This window comes from Weissella coleopterorum (assembly GCF_011304355.1).
GTDB lineage: Bacteria > Bacillota > Bacilli > Lactobacillales > Lactobacillaceae > Weissella > Weissella coleopterorum.
In genome coordinates this window covers 1,262,894-1,282,575 of the sequence record NZ_CP049888.1, presented here as the reverse complement: position 1 = coordinate 1,282,575, position 19,682 = coordinate 1,262,894, and the positions used below count along the sequence as shown (strand labels likewise).

13 protein-coding genes, 8 tRNA genes, 3 rRNA genes and 1 pseudogene are annotated in these 19,682 nt (G+C 41.8%); 24 read left to right on the top strand and 1 reads right to left on the bottom strand.

The window, feature by feature from the left end; all coding sequences use genetic code 11:
- Nucleotides 1-45: 45 nt before the first annotated feature.
- The 11 genes from G7084_RS06525 (at nt 46) to G7084_RS06475 (ending at nt 11,293) form a co-directional block, all read left to right on the top strand.
- Nucleotides 46-1,020 carry a ribose-phosphate diphosphokinase gene (locus G7084_RS06525; protein ID WP_166011118.1) on the top strand — a complete coding sequence of 325 codons (975 nt, stop codon included), beginning with the start codon at nt 46-48 and terminating at the stop codon, nt 1,018-1,020.
- 36 nt (nt 1,021-1,056) lie between these two features.
- The gene (locus G7084_RS06520; RefSeq protein ID WP_166011730.1) at nt 1,057-2,046 is read left to right on the top strand and encodes an aldo/keto reductase; all 990 of its coding nucleotides are present in this window, start codon (nt 1,057-1,059) and stop codon (nt 2,044-2,046) included.
- A 235-nt stretch (nt 2,047-2,281) separates the two neighbouring features.
- Entirely contained in the window at nt 2,282-3,094 is an 813-nt protein-coding gene (locus G7084_RS06515) for a Cof-type HAD-IIB family hydrolase (protein ID WP_166011116.1), read from the top strand.
- A 17-nt stretch (nt 3,095-3,111) separates the two neighbouring features.
- A complete protein-coding gene (locus G7084_RS06510; RefSeq protein WP_166011114.1) occupies nt 3,112-4,476 on the top strand; it encodes an RsmF rRNA methyltransferase first C-terminal domain-containing protein in 1,365 nt (454 codons plus the stop codon).
- Nucleotides 4,477-4,582: 106 nt separating this feature from the next.
- Complete coding sequence (gene gatC / locus G7084_RS06505; protein WP_166011112.1) at nt 4,583-4,894, top strand: Asp-tRNA(Asn)/Glu-tRNA(Gln) amidotransferase subunit GatC; 312 nt, start codon at nt 4,583-4,585, stop codon at nt 4,892-4,894.
- Nucleotides 4,894-6,351 carry an Asp-tRNA(Asn)/Glu-tRNA(Gln) amidotransferase subunit GatA gene (gatA, locus tag G7084_RS06500; RefSeq protein WP_166011110.1) on the top strand — a complete coding sequence of 486 codons (1,458 nt, stop codon included), beginning with the start codon at nt 4,894-4,896 and terminating at the stop codon, nt 6,349-6,351. Before gatC ends, gatA begins: the two co-directional genes overlap by 1 nt.
- Nucleotides 6,351-7,790 (top strand): Asp-tRNA(Asn)/Glu-tRNA(Gln) amidotransferase subunit GatB, encoded by a 1,440-nt coding sequence (gene gatB, locus G7084_RS06495; protein WP_166011108.1) that lies wholly within the window; start codon nt 6,351-6,353, stop codon nt 7,788-7,790. The genes gatA and gatB overlap by 1 nt, the downstream gene beginning before the upstream one ends.
- 4 nt (nt 7,791-7,794) lie before the next feature.
- Entirely contained in the window at nt 7,795-8,727 is a 933-nt protein-coding gene (locus G7084_RS06490; RefSeq protein WP_166011106.1) for a diacylglycerol kinase, read from the top strand.
- Between the two features lie 145 nt (nt 8,728-8,872).
- A tRNA-Gly gene (locus G7084_RS06485) sits at nt 8,873-8,944 on the top strand.
- Nucleotides 8,945-9,088: 144 nt separating this feature from the next.
- Nucleotides 9,089-10,099 (top strand): lactonase family protein, encoded by a 1,011-nt coding sequence (locus G7084_RS06480; protein ID WP_166011104.1) that lies wholly within the window; start codon nt 9,089-9,091, stop codon nt 10,097-10,099.
- Between the two features lie 18 nt (nt 10,100-10,117).
- The gene (locus tag G7084_RS06475; protein ID WP_166011101.1) at nt 10,118-11,293 is read left to right on the top strand and encodes an AI-2E family transporter; all 1,176 of its coding nucleotides are present in this window, start codon (nt 10,118-10,120) and stop codon (nt 11,291-11,293) included.
- A gap of 48 nt (nt 11,294-11,341) precedes the next feature.
- On the opposite strand, the gene G7084_RS06470 is transcribed toward G7084_RS06475, so the two are convergent.
- The gene (locus G7084_RS06470) at nt 11,342-12,028 is read right to left on the bottom strand and encodes a VTT domain-containing protein (protein ID WP_166011099.1); all 687 of its coding nucleotides are present in this window, start codon (nt 12,026-12,028) and stop codon (nt 11,342-11,344) included.
- Between the two features lie 129 nt (nt 12,029-12,157).
- On the opposite strand from G7084_RS06470, the pseudogene G7084_RS06465 reads away from it, so the two are divergent.
- From G7084_RS06465 to G7084_RS06405, 13 genes and pseudogenes are all read left to right on the top strand, one after another.
- Nucleotides 12,158-12,738 (top strand): annotated as a pseudogene (locus G7084_RS06465) (peptidylprolyl isomerase).
- A 31-nt stretch (nt 12,739-12,769) separates the two neighbouring features.
- Complete coding sequence (locus G7084_RS06460; protein ID WP_166011097.1) at nt 12,770-13,156, top strand: CvfD/Ygs/GSP13 family RNA-binding post-transcriptional regulator; 387 nt, start codon at nt 12,770-12,772, stop codon at nt 13,154-13,156.
- 41 nt (nt 13,157-13,197) lie between these two features.
- The gene (locus tag G7084_RS06455) at nt 13,198-13,581 is read left to right on the top strand and encodes a hypothetical protein (RefSeq protein ID WP_166011095.1); all 384 of its coding nucleotides are present in this window, start codon (nt 13,198-13,200) and stop codon (nt 13,579-13,581) included.
- Nucleotides 13,582-14,009: 428 nt separating this feature from the next.
- A 16S ribosomal RNA gene (locus G7084_RS06450) occupies nt 14,010-15,590 on the top strand.
- A gap of 310 nt (nt 15,591-15,900) precedes the next feature.
- Nucleotides 15,901-18,815: ribosomal RNA gene (locus G7084_RS06445) — 23S ribosomal RNA — on the top strand.
- An 88-nt stretch (nt 18,816-18,903) separates the two neighbouring features.
- Nucleotides 18,904-19,020, top strand: a 5S ribosomal RNA gene (gene rrf / locus G7084_RS06440).
- The 16S, 23S and 5S rRNA genes sit together here with 7 tRNA genes alongside, the layout of an rRNA operon.
- A 6-nt stretch (nt 19,021-19,026) precedes the next feature.
- Nucleotides 19,027-19,099: transfer RNA gene (locus G7084_RS06435), tRNA-Val, on the top strand.
- 3 nt (nt 19,100-19,102) lie between these two features.
- Nucleotides 19,103-19,175: transfer RNA gene (locus G7084_RS06430), tRNA-Lys, on the top strand.
- Nucleotides 19,176-19,211: 36 nt separating this feature from the next.
- Nucleotides 19,212-19,284, top strand: a tRNA-Thr gene (locus tag G7084_RS06425).
- Nucleotides 19,285-19,286: 2 nt separating this feature from the next.
- Nucleotides 19,287-19,370: transfer RNA gene (locus G7084_RS06420), tRNA-Leu, on the top strand.
- Nucleotides 19,371-19,386: 16 nt separating this feature from the next.
- A tRNA-Arg gene (locus G7084_RS06415) sits at nt 19,387-19,460 on the top strand.
- A 32-nt stretch (nt 19,461-19,492) separates the two neighbouring features.
- Nucleotides 19,493-19,566: transfer RNA gene (locus tag G7084_RS06410), tRNA-Pro, on the top strand.
- 29 nt (nt 19,567-19,595) lie between these two features.
- A tRNA-Met gene (locus G7084_RS06405) sits at nt 19,596-19,669 on the top strand.
- Nucleotides 19,670-19,682 lie beyond the last annotated feature (13 nt).

Here is a 19,682-nt window from a genome sequence, read left to right as displayed (position 1 = left end):
TTTTTTGGTAAAATAGAAAGTAACAGAAAATGGAGGAATGAGCGGGTGGAGCATGAATTAAAGTTGATTGGCTTGAGCACTAATCATGAGTTAGCACAAAAAATTGCGGATGAGATGGGTGCAGCTTTGATGCCAATGACCATCAATCAATTTGCTGATGGCGAGATTTATGAACGAATTTTAGATAGTGTGCGTGGAGCCGATGTTTATATCATGGCGCCTATTTCTGGTGAAGTAAATGATAGCTTCATGGAGATTATGATCGTTGTTGATGCGCTACGCCGTGCGTCTGCACATGGAATTAACGTGATTATGCCATATTTTGGTTACGTGCGACAGGATCGTAAAACCAAGTCACGCGAACCGATTACAGCTAAAATGGTTTCATCATTACTTGAAATGAATGGTGTACAAAGAATTTTAGCGGTGGATCTGCACGCGGATCAAGTTCAGGGGTTCTTTGATATTCCTGTGGATCAGTTGTTAGCTGCTCCATTATTGACTGAATACTTCTTTGAACGTCATTTTAAGGCGGAAGAAACGGTGGTCTTTGCCCCTGATCATAATGGAGCAGGGCGGGCTCGACAATTTGCTTCAATTTTGGATGCAACTTGGGGGGTCATTAATGATCGTGCGGTTCAAGATGATATTAAAAGTCCAAATGGAATTGTAGGAGAAGTTGCCGGTAAAAGAGCCATCGTTATTGATGATATTATCGATACAGGTCGTCGTATGGTTACGTCTGCGCAAGCTTTAAAATACGCGGGTGCTACAGACGTTTCAGTTGTGGCTACACATGGGGTTTTGTCGGATGGGGCAGCAGAACGTTTAGCAGCATGCGAAGAAATTTCGCAGGTAATTATCACGGATACTGTGGAAGTTCCATCCGTTAAGCAATTTGATAAGTTGAAAATCATTACTGTGGCACCATTAATTGCTGCGGCAATTGAACGGGTACAAAATGATCAAGATCTATCAGGACTCTTGCGTTCGCGGTATAAGCCGGACGTGAAAATTTAAACTTAAGGCTAAATCTGATTAGGAGGAATGGAATTTATGGTATATGCAGCACAAGAAGATCGTTACGAAAAGGTTCCCGCTCGACGGGTTTCAGATTCAGGATTGATTCTACCAGCGCTTTCTTTTGGACTTTGGCGGAATCTCGGTGATCAAAAGCCGTTGGCTAACTCAAGAGAAGTGATCTTAAAGGCTTTTGATAATGGTATTTATTCATTTGATAATGCTTCAAACTATGGTCCATCCAATGGAAGTGCTGAGGAAACTTTTGGCGCAGTTTTCAACTCTGATTTGAAAGCTTATCGAGATGAATTGGTCATAACGACTAAAGCAGGTTATCATATGTGGCCTGGTCCACTTGGTGAATTTTCAGGCCGGAAAACATTGCGCGCTGCGTTAGATTTGTCATTGCAACGAATGCATTTAGATTATGTTGATATTTTTTATGCGCATCGTTGGGATCCTAATACTAATTTAGAAGAGACTGCGGTTGCACTGGATTCGTTAGTACGTCAAGGTAAGGCATTGTATGTGGGGGTTTCAAATTACACAGCCGAGCAAACTTTGGCTATCGCTGAAATTTTCAAGGAATTGCGAACCCCCTTTGTCACAAATCAGGTTTCATATAATATGTTGCATCGTAATGAGGCTGAAGATCATGATATGTTATCGATTTTGGATCAACATCATGCTGGATTAGTGGCGTATGGTCCTTTGGCTGAGGGCTTGCTAACGGATCGTTATTTGGGCGGATTTCCAACCGACTTTCCTTTGCATCGAACGAATGCTGGATTAGCAGATGATCCTAAGGGAACGGTTGCTAAATTAAATGCTTTGAATGCTGTGGCCGCTGATCGTGGACAAACCTTGGCACAATTAGCCATGGCATGGCTTTTGAAGGATCCTCGAGTTGCTTCAATTGTCTTTGGAGCATCGTCAATTGATCACTTAATTGATAATATTAAGGTGACTGATAATTTAGAATTATCAGTTGAAGAATTACAAAAAATTGAAAATATTTTAAAGTAGGTTTTTAATTGTTAGCAGAGTAGTGCTTCCTGTTTTATGGCCTATCATAAATGCTAAGATAGATGACATTCCCAAAATCAAGTAAGCGTCGTTAGTTACTTTAGATGGGAAAGATCATCTATCTTGGCTTTTTTAGTGAAGTAATAGGGGGATTTTAGGATAATAAATGAGAGAAGTCGGGTAAAAGTTCTGCTATAATATGAGGATAAAGGGTTAACACGAGGGGAATGATATAATGAAACGTAAATTAATTGGAATCGATTTAGATCACACCACTTTAAATGAAGCGGGGATGGTTTCAAAATATACTCGCGAAACTTTACAATCTGCTCAAGCGGCAGGTCACATTATTTCGATTATTACTGGACGTCCACCACGGTTGACCAATGCAATTTATCAAGATTTAGGGCTGAATTCGCCAATGATTAATTTTAATGGCGCATTAGGAATGATTCCCGATCAAAATTGGAAAGATGCTTATTCTCATCAAGTGCAACGCAATATTGTTTTTGATTTGCTAGAACAAGCAAGTGACTTAGGCGTTGATTTAGTTGTTGCTGAGCAAAATCAACAGGCTTGGAGCCATCAATTTGGTACACAAAAACTCAACCAAAAGTTTTTCCCGCAAGATAATGATATGAAAGCGCAATTAAATGTCCATAACCTAACAACGGATGTTAATGCTATTTTATTACATGCTATTGATGAGACACAGCAAGTGCAAATTCAAGAATGGGTCCAAGCTCGTTATGGTAAGGACTTGGTTAATGTAAAAATTTGGGGTGGGGATGCACCTGTATTGGAGGTGGCACCAGCTGGTGTTGCTAAGGATACAGGTCTACAAGTTTTACAAAAATCATTTGGAATTGCAATTGAGGATGTCTATGCTTTTGGTGATGAGATGAATGATTTAGAAATGATTGATTATGCGGGGCATGGTGTTGTCATGCAGAACGGGAATCCAGAATTGAAAAAAATTGCGAATGATGTTACCCCGTACACCAATGAGCAAGATGGATTGGCTCGCTATCTAAAAACAATTTTATAGGAAATTAGGTTACTAAAATGGATGATTTTCCGAATGGATTTAAAGCACGTTATGAAGAATTATTGGGAACTGAGGCAGGTGCTTTTTTTGCAACGTTCGAGCAGCCAGTACAAAAGGGATTTCGGATTAATCCTCTAAAAGCACTCCAAGCATTATACGATACGCAGGCAATGAAACCCGTAGCATGGGGGAAATGGGGGTATTTTGGTCGAGTAAACGGTCATTCGATTGACCATACAACTGGGCTGATTTATTCTCAGGAACCCAGTGCCCAGTTGGTGGGAGAGATTGCGCATCCAAAGCCAGGGGAGAAAGTGTTGGATTTGGCAGCTGCTCCTGGTGGTAAGACCACCCATTTGGCATCGTTCATGAGGCAAGAAGGCTTATTAGTTAGTAATGAAATTTTCAAAAAACGTGCCCAGATATTAAGTGAAAATGTAGAACGGTTTGGGACTGAAAATGTCTTGGTCACCAATCATGCACCAGCTGAATTAAGTCCTAAATTTCCTGCATATTTTGACCGGATTGTATTAGATGCACCATGTTCGGGTGAAGGAATGTTTCGAAAAGATCCAGCAGCGATGCAATATTGGGATGTTGAATATCCTAGTCGTTGTGCTAAATTACAAAAAGAAATTTTAGTTGAAGCGTTGAAAATGTTAAAGACTAATGGTGAGTTGATTTATTCCACTTGTACTTTTGCCCCTGAAGAAGATGAACAAGTAATTGCATGGTTGTTGGCAACGTACCCTGACTTAGAATTGATACCCATTGTTAAACCCCTTGGCGTAGACGATGGTCGCCCCGAGTGGGCAGATGGTAACCCAGAGTTGACAAAAACCGCCCGCCTATTCCCGCATCATATAGACGGTGAAGGCCATTTTATTGCACATTTACGCTTAAAATCAGAAGTCGAAAAGCCCCAACGCTCTCTTCCGGAATTGCAAAGCAATTTAACCAAGTCGCAACATGAACTTTGGCAAATATTTGCTGAAGAGACGTTAAAAAAAGTCCCCAATGGCATTCTAGTAGCATTTGGTGATCAGCTGTATTTAGCCCCCTATGGAACTCCGGTTTTAACGGGACTAAGAATTTTGCGGGTAGGATTACATCTTGGCACATTTAAAAAGAATCGGTTTGAACCTAGTTTGGCCCTAGCACTTGCTGAACATCCAACTGCTTTTAAAAACGTTTATGCCTTGAATGATCGAGAATGGAGCCAATATGTACACGGTGAAACATTCTTTGTTGATGATTCGCAAAAAATGTTAAAGGGATGGTATTTATTAACAGCGAACGGGAATGGGACTGGGTTTGGAAAATTTGTAAATGGACAGATGAAAAACTTTTATCCGAAAGGACTACGGTTTCTGCCAAAATAATTACTATAGTCGTTTTAAATTTTATTTTGAGCATAACTAGTAAATCGTAATGCTAAGTCTTTAAAATGCTAAAATTAAAATATAACCTTGAAAGGACATCAAATTGATGACATCAAATAATATAACACCAGCCGAAGTCGAGCATGTGGCAAATTTAGCTAAATTGACTTTAACTGAATCAGAGAAAATGGCTTTTACCAATCAATTGGATAAAATTTTTGAAGTTGTTGATACTTTATCTGAAGTTGATACAGATGGAATTGAACCAACATATTCTATGACGGATGGAGCAAACAAGTTACGTTCAGATGAAGCGATTAATGCGAACCAACGCACTGAACTATTAAAAAATGCCCCTGAAACGCAAGAGACCTTGATAAAGGTTCCAGCAATCTTAACGGCAGGAGAGGATAAATAATGGATTTTCTAAAAACAACGGTAAAAGATTTACATCAAGAATTAGTTAATAAATCTTTATCAGTGGCTGATTTAACACAAGCGACGCTGGATCATATTAAAGCGACTGACGATCGATATGAAGCTTTTATTACTTTGATGGAAACAAACGCGCTTGAACAAGCGAAAAAAATAGATCAAGCAGGTGTTTCATCGGCACAAATGCTTGCGGGGATTCCGTTTGGGATCAAGGATAATATGGTGACTAAGGGGGTGCAAACGACGGCAGCATCACGGATGTTACACGACTTTAAACCTATATATGATGCGACGGTTCTGGAGCGCTTAAGTCAAGCGGGTGCCATTGGTGTGGGTAAGTTAAATATGGATGAGTTCGCAATGGGTTCAACCACGGAGACCTCATATTATAAACAGACTAAAAATGCATGGGATCAAACAAAAATTCCTGGGGGATCATCAGGTGGTTCAGCTGTATCTGTTGCAGCGGGACAAGTACCGTTTGCTCTCGGTTCTGATACAGGTGGTTCAATTCGGCAACCTGCGGCGTTTAATGGGGTAGTAGGTTTGAAGCCAACCTATGGTCGAGTTTCACGATGGGGTCTCATTGCTTTTGCCTCATCTTTGGATCAAATTGGACCGATTACACGTACGGTGGAAGATAACGCCCTAGTTTTAAATGCGATTGCTGGGTACGATGCACGAGATCAAACTTCATCTAAGCAAACGGTTCCTGATTTTACTGCGAACTTAACTGGAAATATTAAGGGGATGAAAATTGCGATTCCCAAAGAATATTTTGGGGATGGGGTTGATCCTAAGGTCGTTTCAGTGGTTAAAGCTGGAATCGCACAATTGGAGGCGCTAGGAGCTCATGTTGAAGAGGTTTCATTGCCACATACTAAATATGGAGTCGCAGCCTACTATATTTTAGGATCTTCAGAGGCATCATCTAATTTACAAAGATTCGATGGAATTCGCTATGGATTCCGGGCTGAAAATGTTCAAACTTTAGAAGATTTATATGTTCAGACGCGTTCGCAAGGATTTGGTGATGAAGTGAAACGGCGAATTATGCTTGGAACATATTCACTTTCGGCTGGTTCATATGATGCTTACTTTAAAAAAGCCGCGCAAGTTCGTACTCTGATTGCAGATGAATTTGAGCAAGTATTTGGGCAGTATGATTTGATTGTAGCACCAACGACTCCTAATATTGCTTATGGATTTGGAGAGAACCAAGACGATCCACAGGTTGCATATATGAATGATGCTTTAACAATTCCAGTTAATTTAGCTGGATTGCCTGGGATGTCAATTAATGCTGGATTTATTGACGGATTACCGGTGGGGATGCAATTAATTGGAAATCGCTTTGAAGAAGCTAAAATTTATCAAGCGGCCTATGCTTTTGAACAGGCAACGCGTTTATTTGATAAAATTCCCGGGGGTGATCAATAATGGCTATTTCAAATTTTGAAACGACAATTGGACTAGAAGTCCACGTTGAACTAAAAACAAACTCTAAGGCAATGTCACCATCACCAGTTAGCTATGGAGCAGAACCAAATTTAAATACTAACGTCATTGATTGGGGTTACCCAGGAGTTTTGCCACAAGCGAATGAAGGCGCCTTAGAAGCCGGAATGATGGCTGCTCTGGCTTTGAATGCGGAGATCACCCCATATTTACATTGGGATCGGAAAAATTATTTTTACCCCGATAATCCCAAAGCGTATCAAGTTACACAACAATTTGAGCCAATTGCTAAAAATGGTTGGTTGGAAATTGAAGTTAATGGTGAAAAGAAGCGGGTCGGAATTACTGAAATGCATGTGGAAGAAGATGCTGGTAAAAATACTCACGCCGATGATGGCTATTCGTATGTTGATTTGAATCGACAAGGAACCCCGCTAATTGAAATTGTCGGTGAACCTGATTTGAAAACACCAGATGAAGCCTATGCATATTTGGAAGCCTTGAAAGAAGCGATTCAATTTACAGGGATTTCTGATGTGAAAATGGAAGAAGGCTCAATGCGTGTGGATGCCAATATTTCAATTCGGCCCATTGGCTCTAAGCAACATGGGACCAAGATTGAGCTGAAAAATTTGAATTCCTTTAATTATGTTCGTAAAGGGTTAATGTTTGAAGAGCAACGTCAAGCAAAACTATATCTATCTGGTCAGACATTGAAGCAACAAACTAGGCGCTATGATGAATCCACCGGGGAGACAATCTTAATGCGGGTAAAAGAAACCGCTGATGATTATCGCTATTTCCCAGAGCCGGATTTGGCACCAATTCATATTGATGAGGCATGGATTCAACGAGCGCAAACTAAGTTACCTTTGGCAGCAGGTGTACGTCGTGCACATTATATGAATGATTTAGGCTTAGAACCATACGATGCTGAGGTTTTGACGCAAACATTGGCCATGGCTGATTTCTTTGATCAGACGGTTGAATTGGGAGCAGATGCCAAGCGCGCTGCTAATTACTTAATTGGTGATGTGAATGCCTTCTTGAATTCTAAGCATCAAGATTTGCAGGAAACACAACTAACTCCGAATAATCTTGCGAATATGATTAACTTAATTGAAGATGGAACCATTTCAACTAAGATGGCTAAACAGGTCTTTAAAGCTATTACTGAGGGTCAAGAACCGGTTCAGTATGTTGAAGATCACGATCTAAAACAATTATCTGATCCAGCAATCTTATTACCTATGATTAATAGTGTCTTAGATGATAACGAACAATCGGTCATTGATTTCTTGGGTGGGAAAGAACGCGCTACCAAGGCTTTAATCGGACCAATTATGAAAATGACCAAAGGAAATGCAAATCCAACGGTGGTAAATGATCTTATGCACCAAGCTTTGGAAGCACGGAGGTAGAGTGATGAATAAGCGGGCACGTATTATTTATAATCCAACTTCGGGACGAGAAGCAATTCGCCGTGATTTAGTCGATATCTTGGCTGTCTATGAAAAAGCCGGATATGAAACCTCTGCATTTGCGACTACCGCTAGCCCGAAATCAGCGGAAAAAGAAGCACGGCGGGCGGCATTGGATGGCTTTGATTTGCTGGTGGCAGCCGGTGGCGATGGAACCATTAATGAAGTTGTCAACGGGGTTGCTCCTTTAGAAAACCGCCCAAAATTGGCGATCATTCCTGCGGGGACGACTAATGATTTTGCGCGGGCTTTAAGAATTCCTAGAAATGAACCTTTTGAAGCGGCCTCGGTTATTTTAAAAGATCAGTCAGCTTTAATGGACGTTGGTCGAGCAAATGAAGAATATTTTATTAATATTGCAGCTGGTGGGTCAATTTCAGAGTTAACTTATAAAGTTCCTTCAAAATTAAAATCAATGTACGGTTATTTAGCGTATGTTGTGAAAGGTGCTGAGTTAATTCCACGAACAAAACCGATGCATTTACGAGTTAAACATGATGAGGGAATCTATGAAGGACCATCATCGATGTTTTTCTTGGCATTGACTAATTCGGTTGGTGGGTTTGAATCGATTGTCCCCGATGCGAAGTTAAACGATGGAAAATTCACAGTGTTGATTGTTAAAACGACCAAGATCCCTGAAATTATGACATTAATTACTGAAGTCCTAAATGGTGGGCGTCATGTTGATGATCCGAACTTGATTTATGTTAAATCTTCGCATGTGGAAGTTGAATCTTTGAATGCAGATGAAAAAGTTATGGTTAATTTGGACGGTGAATACGGTGGTGATGCACCGATGGTTTTTGAAAATTTTCAGAAACATATTGAAATTGTCTCTAACTTTAATGAAAAAGATGAGAAGCATTTGTTATAAGTTTAAAAAAGGTGCGTGTTGAGCGCTAGTAAAAATGGTTGAATGAACAATCGGGATAAAATTAAATAAATAAGATAAAGATGATTGACAATTACTTGGCTATTAGATATAATAGTTTATGTTGTTAAGGCAACGACAAGTAATTGCGGATGTAGTACAATGGCTAGTGCTCCAGCCTTCCAAGCTGGGAATGCGGGTTCGATTCCCGTCGTCCGCTTCAGATAATAATTAACGTCGACTATGAGTCGACGTTTTTTTGTATTTTTAGTAAATATAGTTTAAAAAAATTTTTAATAAAATATATGAAAGCGCGACCATGATATAATTAATTGTGGAACATAATGATTGGGGGAATAGATGAATGAAAAGTGAGACAGTTTTCTTTGGGACTTATACAAGACGAATTTCAGAAGGGTTGTATCAAGCTAAACTAATAGACGGTCAATTGATAGATGCGCGGCTTGTTTCAGTACTTGGGAGTCCAACATATACCAAAGTGGCAAAAGACGACGTGATTTATACCGTTGATAAAATCGACGATGAGGGCGGAATTGCTGTTGTGAATAGTAAAACAGGTGATATCAAACAGATAGTTGTGACACCTGGGGCGTCACCAGCGTATTTAGGAATGGACGTACAGCGTGGTTTTTTGTTTTCAGGAAATTATCATCGCGGGACGGTCGAAGTTTTCCGAATTGATCAGGATGGGAAGTTATCTTTAGTTGATAAATTCCAAAATACAGGCAATGGGCCACTTCCTGAACAAACAAGTTCGCATATTCATTTTGCTAATTTAACACCTGACCAACGCTTAGTAGTTGTGGATTTAGGGACTGATGAAGTTTTGGTGTTTGATTTATCAGCAAATGGACAATTAACTAATAAAACTGTTTTTAAAACGGAGGCCGGTTTTGGACCCCGACACATTAGATTTAGTCCGGATGGACAAACTGCATATTTATTAGGAGAATTGTCATCAAAATTATTAATTTTAGATTACAAGGCAGGTAAGTTCCAACTCAAGCAGACGCTAGCAACCATCCCCGATGATTGGACAATGCATAATGGGGCAGCAGCAATCCGGGTCTCACAAGATGGTAACTTTGTCTACGTTTCAAATCGAGGACATAATTCAGTTGCAGTCTTTGACGTAGCAGGTGAAATGGCGAAATTGATACAAATAATTAGTACGGAAGGTGATTTCCCACGAGATATGGCATTGAATGCCGACGACGGTTATTTAATCGTGGCCAATCAGAAGACTGATAATGTCAGCGTGTTCAAGCGAGATGCCCGGACCGGTAAATTGAAGTTACAGCAAAAAGATTTTATGATTCCTGAAGGTGTTCGGGTTGAATTTAGTCCCAAATAAAATAGGTAGGATAAATATATGGACAAAAAGTATCAATCAAACCGATCTTGGACGTGGCAATGGTTTTGGAATAATAAATTTGTTTCAGCGCTATTAGTGGTTCTGTTAGTTTTGATCATTATTTTTATGTTAGAGAAAGTTAATTTTATTTTTAACCCACTATTCTCGCTCTTTTCCGCAGTGGGAGCTCCAATCATTGTTGCCGGATTATTGTATTATTTGATGAATCCGATGGTTGACTGGCTAGAGAAACGTTACCGTGTCAATCGGGTCGTTACGATTACGGGACAATTCATTGGGTTACTCTTACTAATTGGGTTAGCAATTATTGCTGTGATTCCATGGTTGCAAAATCAGATCTATAGCTTAGTGCAACACTGGCCAGAATATTGGCATGGAATTTCTCATTGGTCTGACACATTGATGAAAAACAGTAATTTTAAGGTTGTTAATGAGTGGGTGAAAAATAACGACCAGATGATTGAGCATACTTTGAAGTCTTTGACCAGTGGTGGGACGTTGCATGTTTCATCCGTCTTTGGAACGATGAGCTCAGTGATTGTCACGATCATTACTTTCCCATTGATTCTTTTCTATCTGTTGAAAGATGGACACCAATTACCTGGGTTCATGGTTAAGTTTCTACCCAAACGAATGCAAAGTTCTATGCGTGCTACGTTGACAGAGATCAATACACAAATGTCTAATTATATTCGTGGACAAATTGCAGTAGCGATCGCGGTAGCAATTATGTTTATGGTTGGATTTACCATCGTAGGTCTCCCATATGGATGGTTGTTGGCAATTGCAGCGGGATTTTTAAATTTAATTCCATTCCTAGGCTCATTTTTAGCGATGGTTCCCGCAGTTATTGTGGCGATTTTTATTTCACCAATGATGTTAGTTAAAATCTTAATTGTCTTTTCGGTTGAACAATTGCTTGAAGGAAAAGTTATTTCCCCTAAACTGCTTGGTGATTCATTGAAAATTCACCCGGTAACGGTGGTTGTTATTTTACTTTCAGCTGGGAACATGTTTGGTTTTCTAGGTGTTTTATTTGGGATTCCGGGATATGCGGTATTAAAAGTGCTAGTTTCAAAATTATATCAATGGTGGCAAAGTGAGTCTTCCTTATACGAAGATGATAACTTGGAACCGGGTAAAGCAGTGCAATTAAAACCACATTCCAAATAAAAAATGATAAATAAAAACACTTCGAAACTTATTCGAAGTGTTTTTTTATTAATTCTCAAATTGATCCTGATCCATTTGCTTTTCTTTTCTACCTGTCAGATATGAGCGTAGTCCGGCAATGATGGCGGGTAGGGCAGTAACCACTAAAATACCGATAATGACCAATGAAAAATGATCACGAATGAAAGGGATGCTTCCAAAGTAAAAGCCAGCTTCAACGGCAATGACGGTCCAAAGGGTAGCCGCGATAATATCGAGGGTGACAAAAGTACGATATGAAAATCCAGAAACAGAAGCTACGAACGGAGTTAATGTTCGAATGATTGGTAAGAAACGTGAGAAAATAATTGCGAGTGGTCCATGTTTGATGAAAAATGTATTGGCTTCATCTAATTGTTTTTGTTTAATGAAGCGTCCAAGAAAAGGATGCTGAACTAGTTTGAGTCCCACTGTGCGACCAAGGAAAAAGTTACAAGAATCACCTAGGACAGCTGCAAACCAGAATAAGATTATTAGTGCATAATGATGAAGTTGGCTACCTGGAATGGCGGCAATTGCTCCCGCGGCAAATAATAGTGAATCGCCAGGCAAGAATGGTAGAATCACTGCACCGGTTTCGATGAAAATCACGGCAAATAGCAATACATACGACCAAGGACCGAGAATATTTACCCAGTGGGCTAGATGTTTATCTAGATGTAACATAATATCTATTAATATTTGAAAATAGTTCATGATAGTTAGATTCTCCATTTTTTGTTGTAGGTAGTTATCAATTAAACATTTTATCCATCATATCATGTAATTACCAGTTATTTTGATGTGTTATAATTAATAATAATTTTAAAAGAAATGAGAATATAAATGTTACCACAATTTGATTTAGAAAATGTTGAGGGTCCAATCGCTGTTTTTGAAACGACCAAGGGGACAATAAAGTTTAAATTATTTCCAACTCAAGCGCCTAAGACGGTGGAAAATTTTACAGGGTTAATTGAAAAAGGATATTACGATGGAATTATTTTCCATCGAGTAATTAATGATTTCATGATTCAAGGGGGGATCCCACTGGAACTGGAATGGGTGGAGAATCAATTTGGGGTGACGCATTTGAAGATGAGTTTTCAAATGAAGTCTTTAACTTCCGGGGAGCGCTATCAATGGCGAACGCGGGACCAAATACAAACGGATCACAATTCTTTATTGTTGAAGCATCAAGAGTTCCTAATGATATGATTAAGCAATTGGACGCGATTATGCCAAAAGAAGTTACTCAGCGATATGCCACTGAAGGTGGAACTCCATGGCTAGATCGTCGTCATACTGTTTTTGGTCATATTTTAGATGGTATAGATACAGTGGAAGCAATTGCCAAGGTGAAAGTTGATTATGCTGATAAGCCGGTAGATCCGATTGTCATTACGCGTGCATATATAGAAGCTTAGGCTTTTTATTAAAATATATCGGGGTTAGAACATGGGATATCACATTGGACAATTAGTTGAAGGCGTGATTACTGGGATTCAACCTTATGGGGCTTTTTTACAGTTGGATGCCCATACGCAAGGACTCGTTCACATTTCCGAGTGTCGCTCAGCCTATATTAAAAGCGTGGATGAAGAATTGGCCGTTGGAGATGTGGTAAAGGTCGTGGTTTTAAACATTGATAAATATTCAAACAAAATTTCACTATCGCGCCGAGAAACGTTACTAGACGAAATTAAGCTACCAATTGTGGTGGAAAAGTATCCTAAGAAGGGTAAAATTCATTATTGGACGAATCAATATACCGAGTATGGGTTTAAAACAATTGCAGAATCACATTCACAAATGTTACAAGAAGCTTTAGAACGCTTAAGATAAGATATCGCAACATTATTGTGGAATTGAAAGGACATTGGCGTATGTCATTGATTGCAGGAACTATTTATTTTACCCGGGGAGATCAAACTTTCTTCCTAGTAACAGATCAACCAGCTTCTAAATTTTTTACAGTTAAGATGCATCGGCATAAGAATGATACTGCATTAGGTGCATTACTTACGGGCATTAAAAATGAACTAGGGATTGATCCTGATACGTTACGATTAGGTGAACTAGGAGCTTGGCATACACAAGGATTATCTATTCAAGATGATTTAGTATCTTTATACACATTGGAATTATTAGATGAGAGCACCCTGAACTTAGAACGTTTAAGTAATTTGGGAATGTCATTTGCTAGTGCTGGAAACTTGTCAAAGTTAATCACTAAAGTTGATGTAACTGGTGTTGCACGATTAGAGTAAATCAATATTATTAAGCGTAACTTAGCCTTTCTGACGTTGGTAAGAGGGTTAAGAGACGCTTTTTTTATTTGCATATAACAAATTAATTGATTTTTTTTGCAAAAAGCGTTGACATGTCTTTTCAAATTGAGTATTATGATTAAGTTGTCGTTTAGCAGGTAAGCAATTGAAATATTATCGCTAAAAAATGTTTATAAAAAAATGTTGACATTGAGTTTGATATGTTATATATTTATAAACGTTGTTGAAACGCAACAATGAATAGTTCTTTGAAAACTAAATAACGTTTCGATGAAACAAATGTGCAGGTGTGTCTCATATTTATAATATGGTAGATACAAACATTTGCGAAGTCAATTTCGCTAGTAAATTCGTTTAACATCTGTTAAACAACAAAAAAAGATTGAGTTATACTCAAGCTTCAATTTTAAATTGAGAGTTTGATCCTGGCTCAGGATGAACGCTGGCGGCGTGCCTAATACATGCAAGTCGAACGCACTGTGGTTGAAATGATATGAAGAACTTGTTCAGATTTGATTTTCAACATTGCAGTGAGTGGCGAACGGGTGAGTAACACGTGGGAAACCTACCTCTTAGCAGGGGATAACATTTGGAAACAAATGCTAATACCGTATAACAATTAAAACCGCATGGTTTTGATTTAAAAGATGGTTCTGCTATCACTAAGAGATGGTCCCGCGGTGCATTAGTTAGTTGGTGAGGTAATGGCTCACCAAGACGATGATGCATAGCCGAGTTGAGAGACTGATCGGCCACAATGGGACTGAGACACGGCCCATACTCCTACGGGAGGCAGCAGTAGGGAATCTTCCACAATGGACGAAAGTCTGATGGAGCAACGCCGCGTGTGTGATGAAGGGTTTCGGCTCGTAAAACACTGTTGTAAGAGAAGAATGACACTGAGAGTAACTGTTCAGTGTGTGACGGTATCTTACCAGAAAGGAACGGCTAAATACGTGCCAGCAGCCGCGGTAATACGTATGTTCCAAGCGTTATCCGGATTTATTGGGCGTAAAGCGAGCGCAGACGGTTATTTAAGTCTGAAGTGAAAGCCCTCGGCTCAACCGAGGAATTGCTTTGGAAACTGGATAACTTGAGTGCAGTAGAGGAAAGTGGAACTCCATGTGTAGCGGTGAAATGCGTAGATATATGGAAGAACACCAGTGGCGAAGGCGGCTTTCTGGACTGTAACTGACGTTGAGGCTCGAAAGTGTGGGTAGCAAACAGGATTAGATACCCTGGTAGTCCACACCGTAAACGATGAGTGCTAGTTGTTCGAGGGTTTCCGCCCTTGAGTGACGAAGCTAACGCATTAAGCACTCCGCCTGGGGAGTACGACCGCAAGGTTGAAACTCAAAGGAATTGACGGGGACCCGCACAAGCGGTGGAGCATGTGGTTTAATTCGAAGCAACGCGAAGAACCTTACCAGGTCTTGACATCCTTTGACCACTCCAGAGATGGAACTTTCCCTTCGGGGACAAAGTGACAGGTGGTGCATGGTTGTCGTCAGCTCGTGTCGTGAGATGTTGGGTTAAGTCCCGCAACGAGCGCAACCCTTATTGTTAGTTGCCAGCATTCAGTTGGGCACTCTAGCAAGACTGCCGGTGACAAACCGGAGGAAGGCGGGGATGACGTCAAATCATCATGCCCCTTATGACCTGGGCTACACACGTGCTACAATGGCAAGTACAACGAGTCGCCAACCCGCGAGGGTGCGCAAATCTCTTAAAGCTTGTCTCAGTTCGGACTGTAGGCTGCAACTCGCCTACACGAAGTCGGAATCGCTAGTAATCGCGGATCAGCACGCCGCGGTGAATACGTTCCCGGGTCTTGTACACACCGCCCGTCACACCATGAGAGTTTGTAACACCCAAAGTCGGTGAGGTAACCTTTTATTAGGAGCCAGCCGCCTAAGGTGGGACAGATGATTAGGGTGAAGTCGTAACAAGGTAGCCGTAGGAGAACCTGCGGCTGGATCACCTCCTTTCTAAGGAAAATCGGAAACCTGCATCTTCGTTGAAACGTTATTTAGTTTTGAGAGAATTATCTCTCTGTAATTAGTTCTTTGAAAACTGAATCATATTATAAGTAAATTTTAAAAATTTCAATTTTATTGAATACAATATAAATTGAACCGAGTAAATCAAGGGTTGATCATCGCAATGATGATTGACAGTGAATTACACCGCGTTATTTTTTGAGTTTTTTAATTAGTTCATCACGATATTTATATCGTGGTAATCGCAAGCGACCGTAAGGTCGCATACTCAAACTTGAATCATCAACGAAAGTTGATCGGTTAAGTTATTAAGGGCGCATGGTGGATGCCTTGGCACTAGGAGCCGATGAAGGACGGTACTAACACCGATATGCTTCGGGGAGCTGTAAGTAAGCTTTGATCCGGAGATTTCCGAATGGGGGAACCCAACTTGTTATGCAAGTTATCACTAGTTGAATATATAGACTAGTTGAAGGTAGACGTTGTGAACTGAAACATCTCATTAGCAACAGGAGTAGAAAGAAATATCGATTCCGTCAGTAGCGGCGAGCGAACCCGGAAGAGCCCAAACCAAAGTGCTTGCACTTTGGGGTTGTAGGACTACCGTTGTGGAGTTACAAAATTGTATGTTAGTCGAAGTGGTTGGGAAGCCACGCGAAACAAGGTGATAGCCCTGTAGACGAAAGCAGACAATCTCCCGTGTAGGATCCTGAGTACGGCCGGACACGTGAAATCCGGTCGGAATCTGGGAGGACCATCTCCCAAGGCTAAATACTACCTAGTGACCGATAGTGAACCAGTACCGTGAGGGAAAGGTGAAAAGCACCCCGGAAGGGGAGTGAAAAAGTTCCTGAAACCATGTGCCTACAAGAAGTCAGAGCCCGTTAATGGGTGATGGCGTGCCTTTTGTAGAATGAACCGGCGAGTTATGATTACATGCAAGGTTAAGGTGGAAAGACCGGAGCCGTAGCGAAAGCGAGTCTGAAATGGGCGCCATAGTATGTAGTTGTAAACCCGAAACCAGGTGACCTACCCATGTCCAGGGTGAAGGTGTGGTAAGACGCACTGGAGGCCCGAACCTGTGCATGTTGAAAAATGCTAGGATGAGGTGTGGGTAGCGGTGAAATTCCAATCGAACTTGGAGATAGCTGGTTCTCTCCGAAATAGCTTTAGGGCTAGCCTCGGAATGTAGCGTATTGGAGGTAGAGCACTGTTTTGGTGCGGGGCCCATCTCGGGTTACCAAATTAAGATAAACTCCGAATGCCAATTACGTATGTCCGGGAGTCAGACAGTGAGTGATAAGATCCATTGTCGAAAGGGGAACAGCCCAGATCGTCAGTTAAGGTCCCTAAGTGTGTGTTAAGTGGAAAAGGATGTGGAGTTGCATAGACAACTAGGATGTTGGCTCAGAAGCAGCCACCATTTAAAGAGTGCGTAATAGCTCACTAGTCGAGTGATTCTGCGCCGAAAATGTACCGGGGCTAAACACACCACCGAAACTACGGGTGCCACGTAAGTGGCGCGATAGGAGAGCGTTCTATGGGCAATGAAGTCAGACCGTGAGGACTGGTGGAGCGCATAGAAGTGAGAATGCCGGTATGAGTAGCGAAAGACAGGTGAGAATCCTGTCCACCGAATGACTAAGGTTTCCTGGGGAAGGCTCGTCCTCCCAGGGTTAGTCGGGACCTAAGGCGAGGCCGAAAGGCGTAGTCGATGGATAACTGGTTGAGATTCCAGTACCAGGTGAACATGTTTGAACGATGGAGGGACGCAGAAGGCTAATGGATCCCAGCGACTGGAAGTGCTGGGTTAAATCACAAGTTTTGGGAGTAGTTAAATGCTTATCCCTATAAGAACAAGTGATGATGAGGATCGAAATAAAGTAGAGAAGTCCATGATGTCACGCTGCCGAGAAAAGCTTCTAGTTAGTGTTTACCTGCCCGTACCGCAAACCGACACAGGTAGTCGAGGAGAGAATCCTAAGGTGTGCGAGTGAACTCTCGTTAAGGAACTCGGCAAAATGACCCCGTAACTTCGGGAGAAGGGGTGCTCAGCGCAAGCTGAGCCGCAGTGAATAGGCCCAGGCGACTGTTTATCAAAAACACAGGTTTCTGCAAAATCGAAAGATGACGTATAGGGGCTGACGCCTGCCCGGTGCTGGAAGGTTAAAAGGAGTGCTTAGCAATAGCGAAGGTGCGAATTGAAGCCCCAGTAAACGGCGGCCGTAACTATAACGGTCCTAAGGTAGCGAAATTCCTTGTCGGGTAAGTTCCGACCCGCACGAAAGGCGTAACGATCTGGGCACTGTCTCAACGAGAGACTCGGTGAAATTTAAATACCCGTGAAGATGCGGGTTACCCGCGACAGGACGGAAAGACCCCATGGAGCTTTACTGTAGCTTGATATTGAGTGCTTGTGCAGCTTGTACAGAATAGGTAGGAGCCGTAGAAATCGGAACGCTAGTTTCGATGGAGGCAATAGTGGGATACTACCCTCGTTGTATGATCACTCTAACTCACACCACTAATCGTGGTGGAAGACAGTGTCTGGCAGGCAGTTTGACTGGGGCGGTCGCCTCCTAAAAGGTAACGGAGGCGCTCAAAGGTTCGCTCAGAATGGTTGGAAATCATTCGTAGAGTGTAAAGGCAAAAGCGAGCTTGACTGCGAGACTAACAGGTCGAGCAGGTACGAAAGTAGGACTTAGTGATCCGGTGGTTCCGCATGGAAGGGCCATCGCTCAACGGATAAAAGCTACCCTGGGGATAACAGGCTTATCTCCCCCAAGAGTCCACATCGACGGGGAGGTTTGGCACCTCGATGTCGGCTCATCGCATCCTGGGGCTGTAGTCGGTCCCAAGGGTTGGGCTGTTCGCCCATTAAAGCGGTACGCGAGCTGGGTTCAGAACGTCGTGAGACAGTTCGGTCCCTATCCGTCGCGGGCGTAGGAAATTTGAGAGGAGCTGCCCTTAGTACGAGAGGACCGGGGTGGACGTACCACTGGTGTATCAGTTGTTCCGCCAGGAGCATCGCTGAGTAGCTATGTACGGATGAGATAAACGCTGAAAGCATCTAAGTGTGAAACTCGCCTCGAGATGAGATTTCCCATTCGAAAGAAGTAAGACCCCTTATAGATGATGAGGTAGATAGGCTAGAAGTGGAAGTACCGTGAGGTATGGAGCGGACTAGTACTAATGGTTCGAGGACTTAACCAAGTTGAATACGACGTGGTGGTTCATTTATATTTTTTAAAAAGTACTTGACAATATGGTTCAGTTTTGAGAAAATTAATTCTCGTAAGCGTGTCGTAACGATAGCACTGAGGTCACACCTGTTCCCATCCCGAACACAGAAGTTAAGCTCAGTAACGCCAAAAGTAGTTGGAGGATCGCCTCCTGCGAGGATAGGAAGTCGCGACGCAATCATGGACGTTTAGCTCAGCTGGGAGAGCACCTGCCTTACAAGCAGGGGGTCACAGGTTCGATCCCTGTAACGTCCATCTGGATCGTTAGCTCAGTTGGTAGAGCAGTGGACTTTTAATCCATTTGTCCAGGGTTCGAACCCCTGACGATCCATTGCCGTAAGGCATCATAAAAAGGCAATAAGCAGTTGCCGACTTAGCTCAGTTGGTAGAGCATCGCTCTTGTAAAGCGGAGGTCGAAGGTTCGAACCCTTTAGTCGGCATTGCTGGATTGGCGGAATAGGTAGACGCAGGGGACTTAAAATCCCCCGATGGAAACATCGTGCCGGTTCGATTCCGGCATCCAGCATTTAACATATATTAACGCACCTATAGCGCAATTGGATAGAGTGTCTGACTACGAATCAGAAGGTTGCAGGTTCGACTCCTGCTAGGTGCATTAGTCATTTTATGACTATTTATAATTAATATCGGGACGTAGCTCAGCTTGGTAGAGCACCTGGTTTGGGACCAGGGGGTCGCAGGTTCGAATCCTGTCGTCCCGATTCTATAATGATTTAAAATTATTATATTTCGCGGTGTAGCTCAGCTGGCTAGAGTGTCCGGTTCATACCCGGGAGGTCGAGGGTTCGATTCCCCCCGCCGCGATTTGACTTAACCA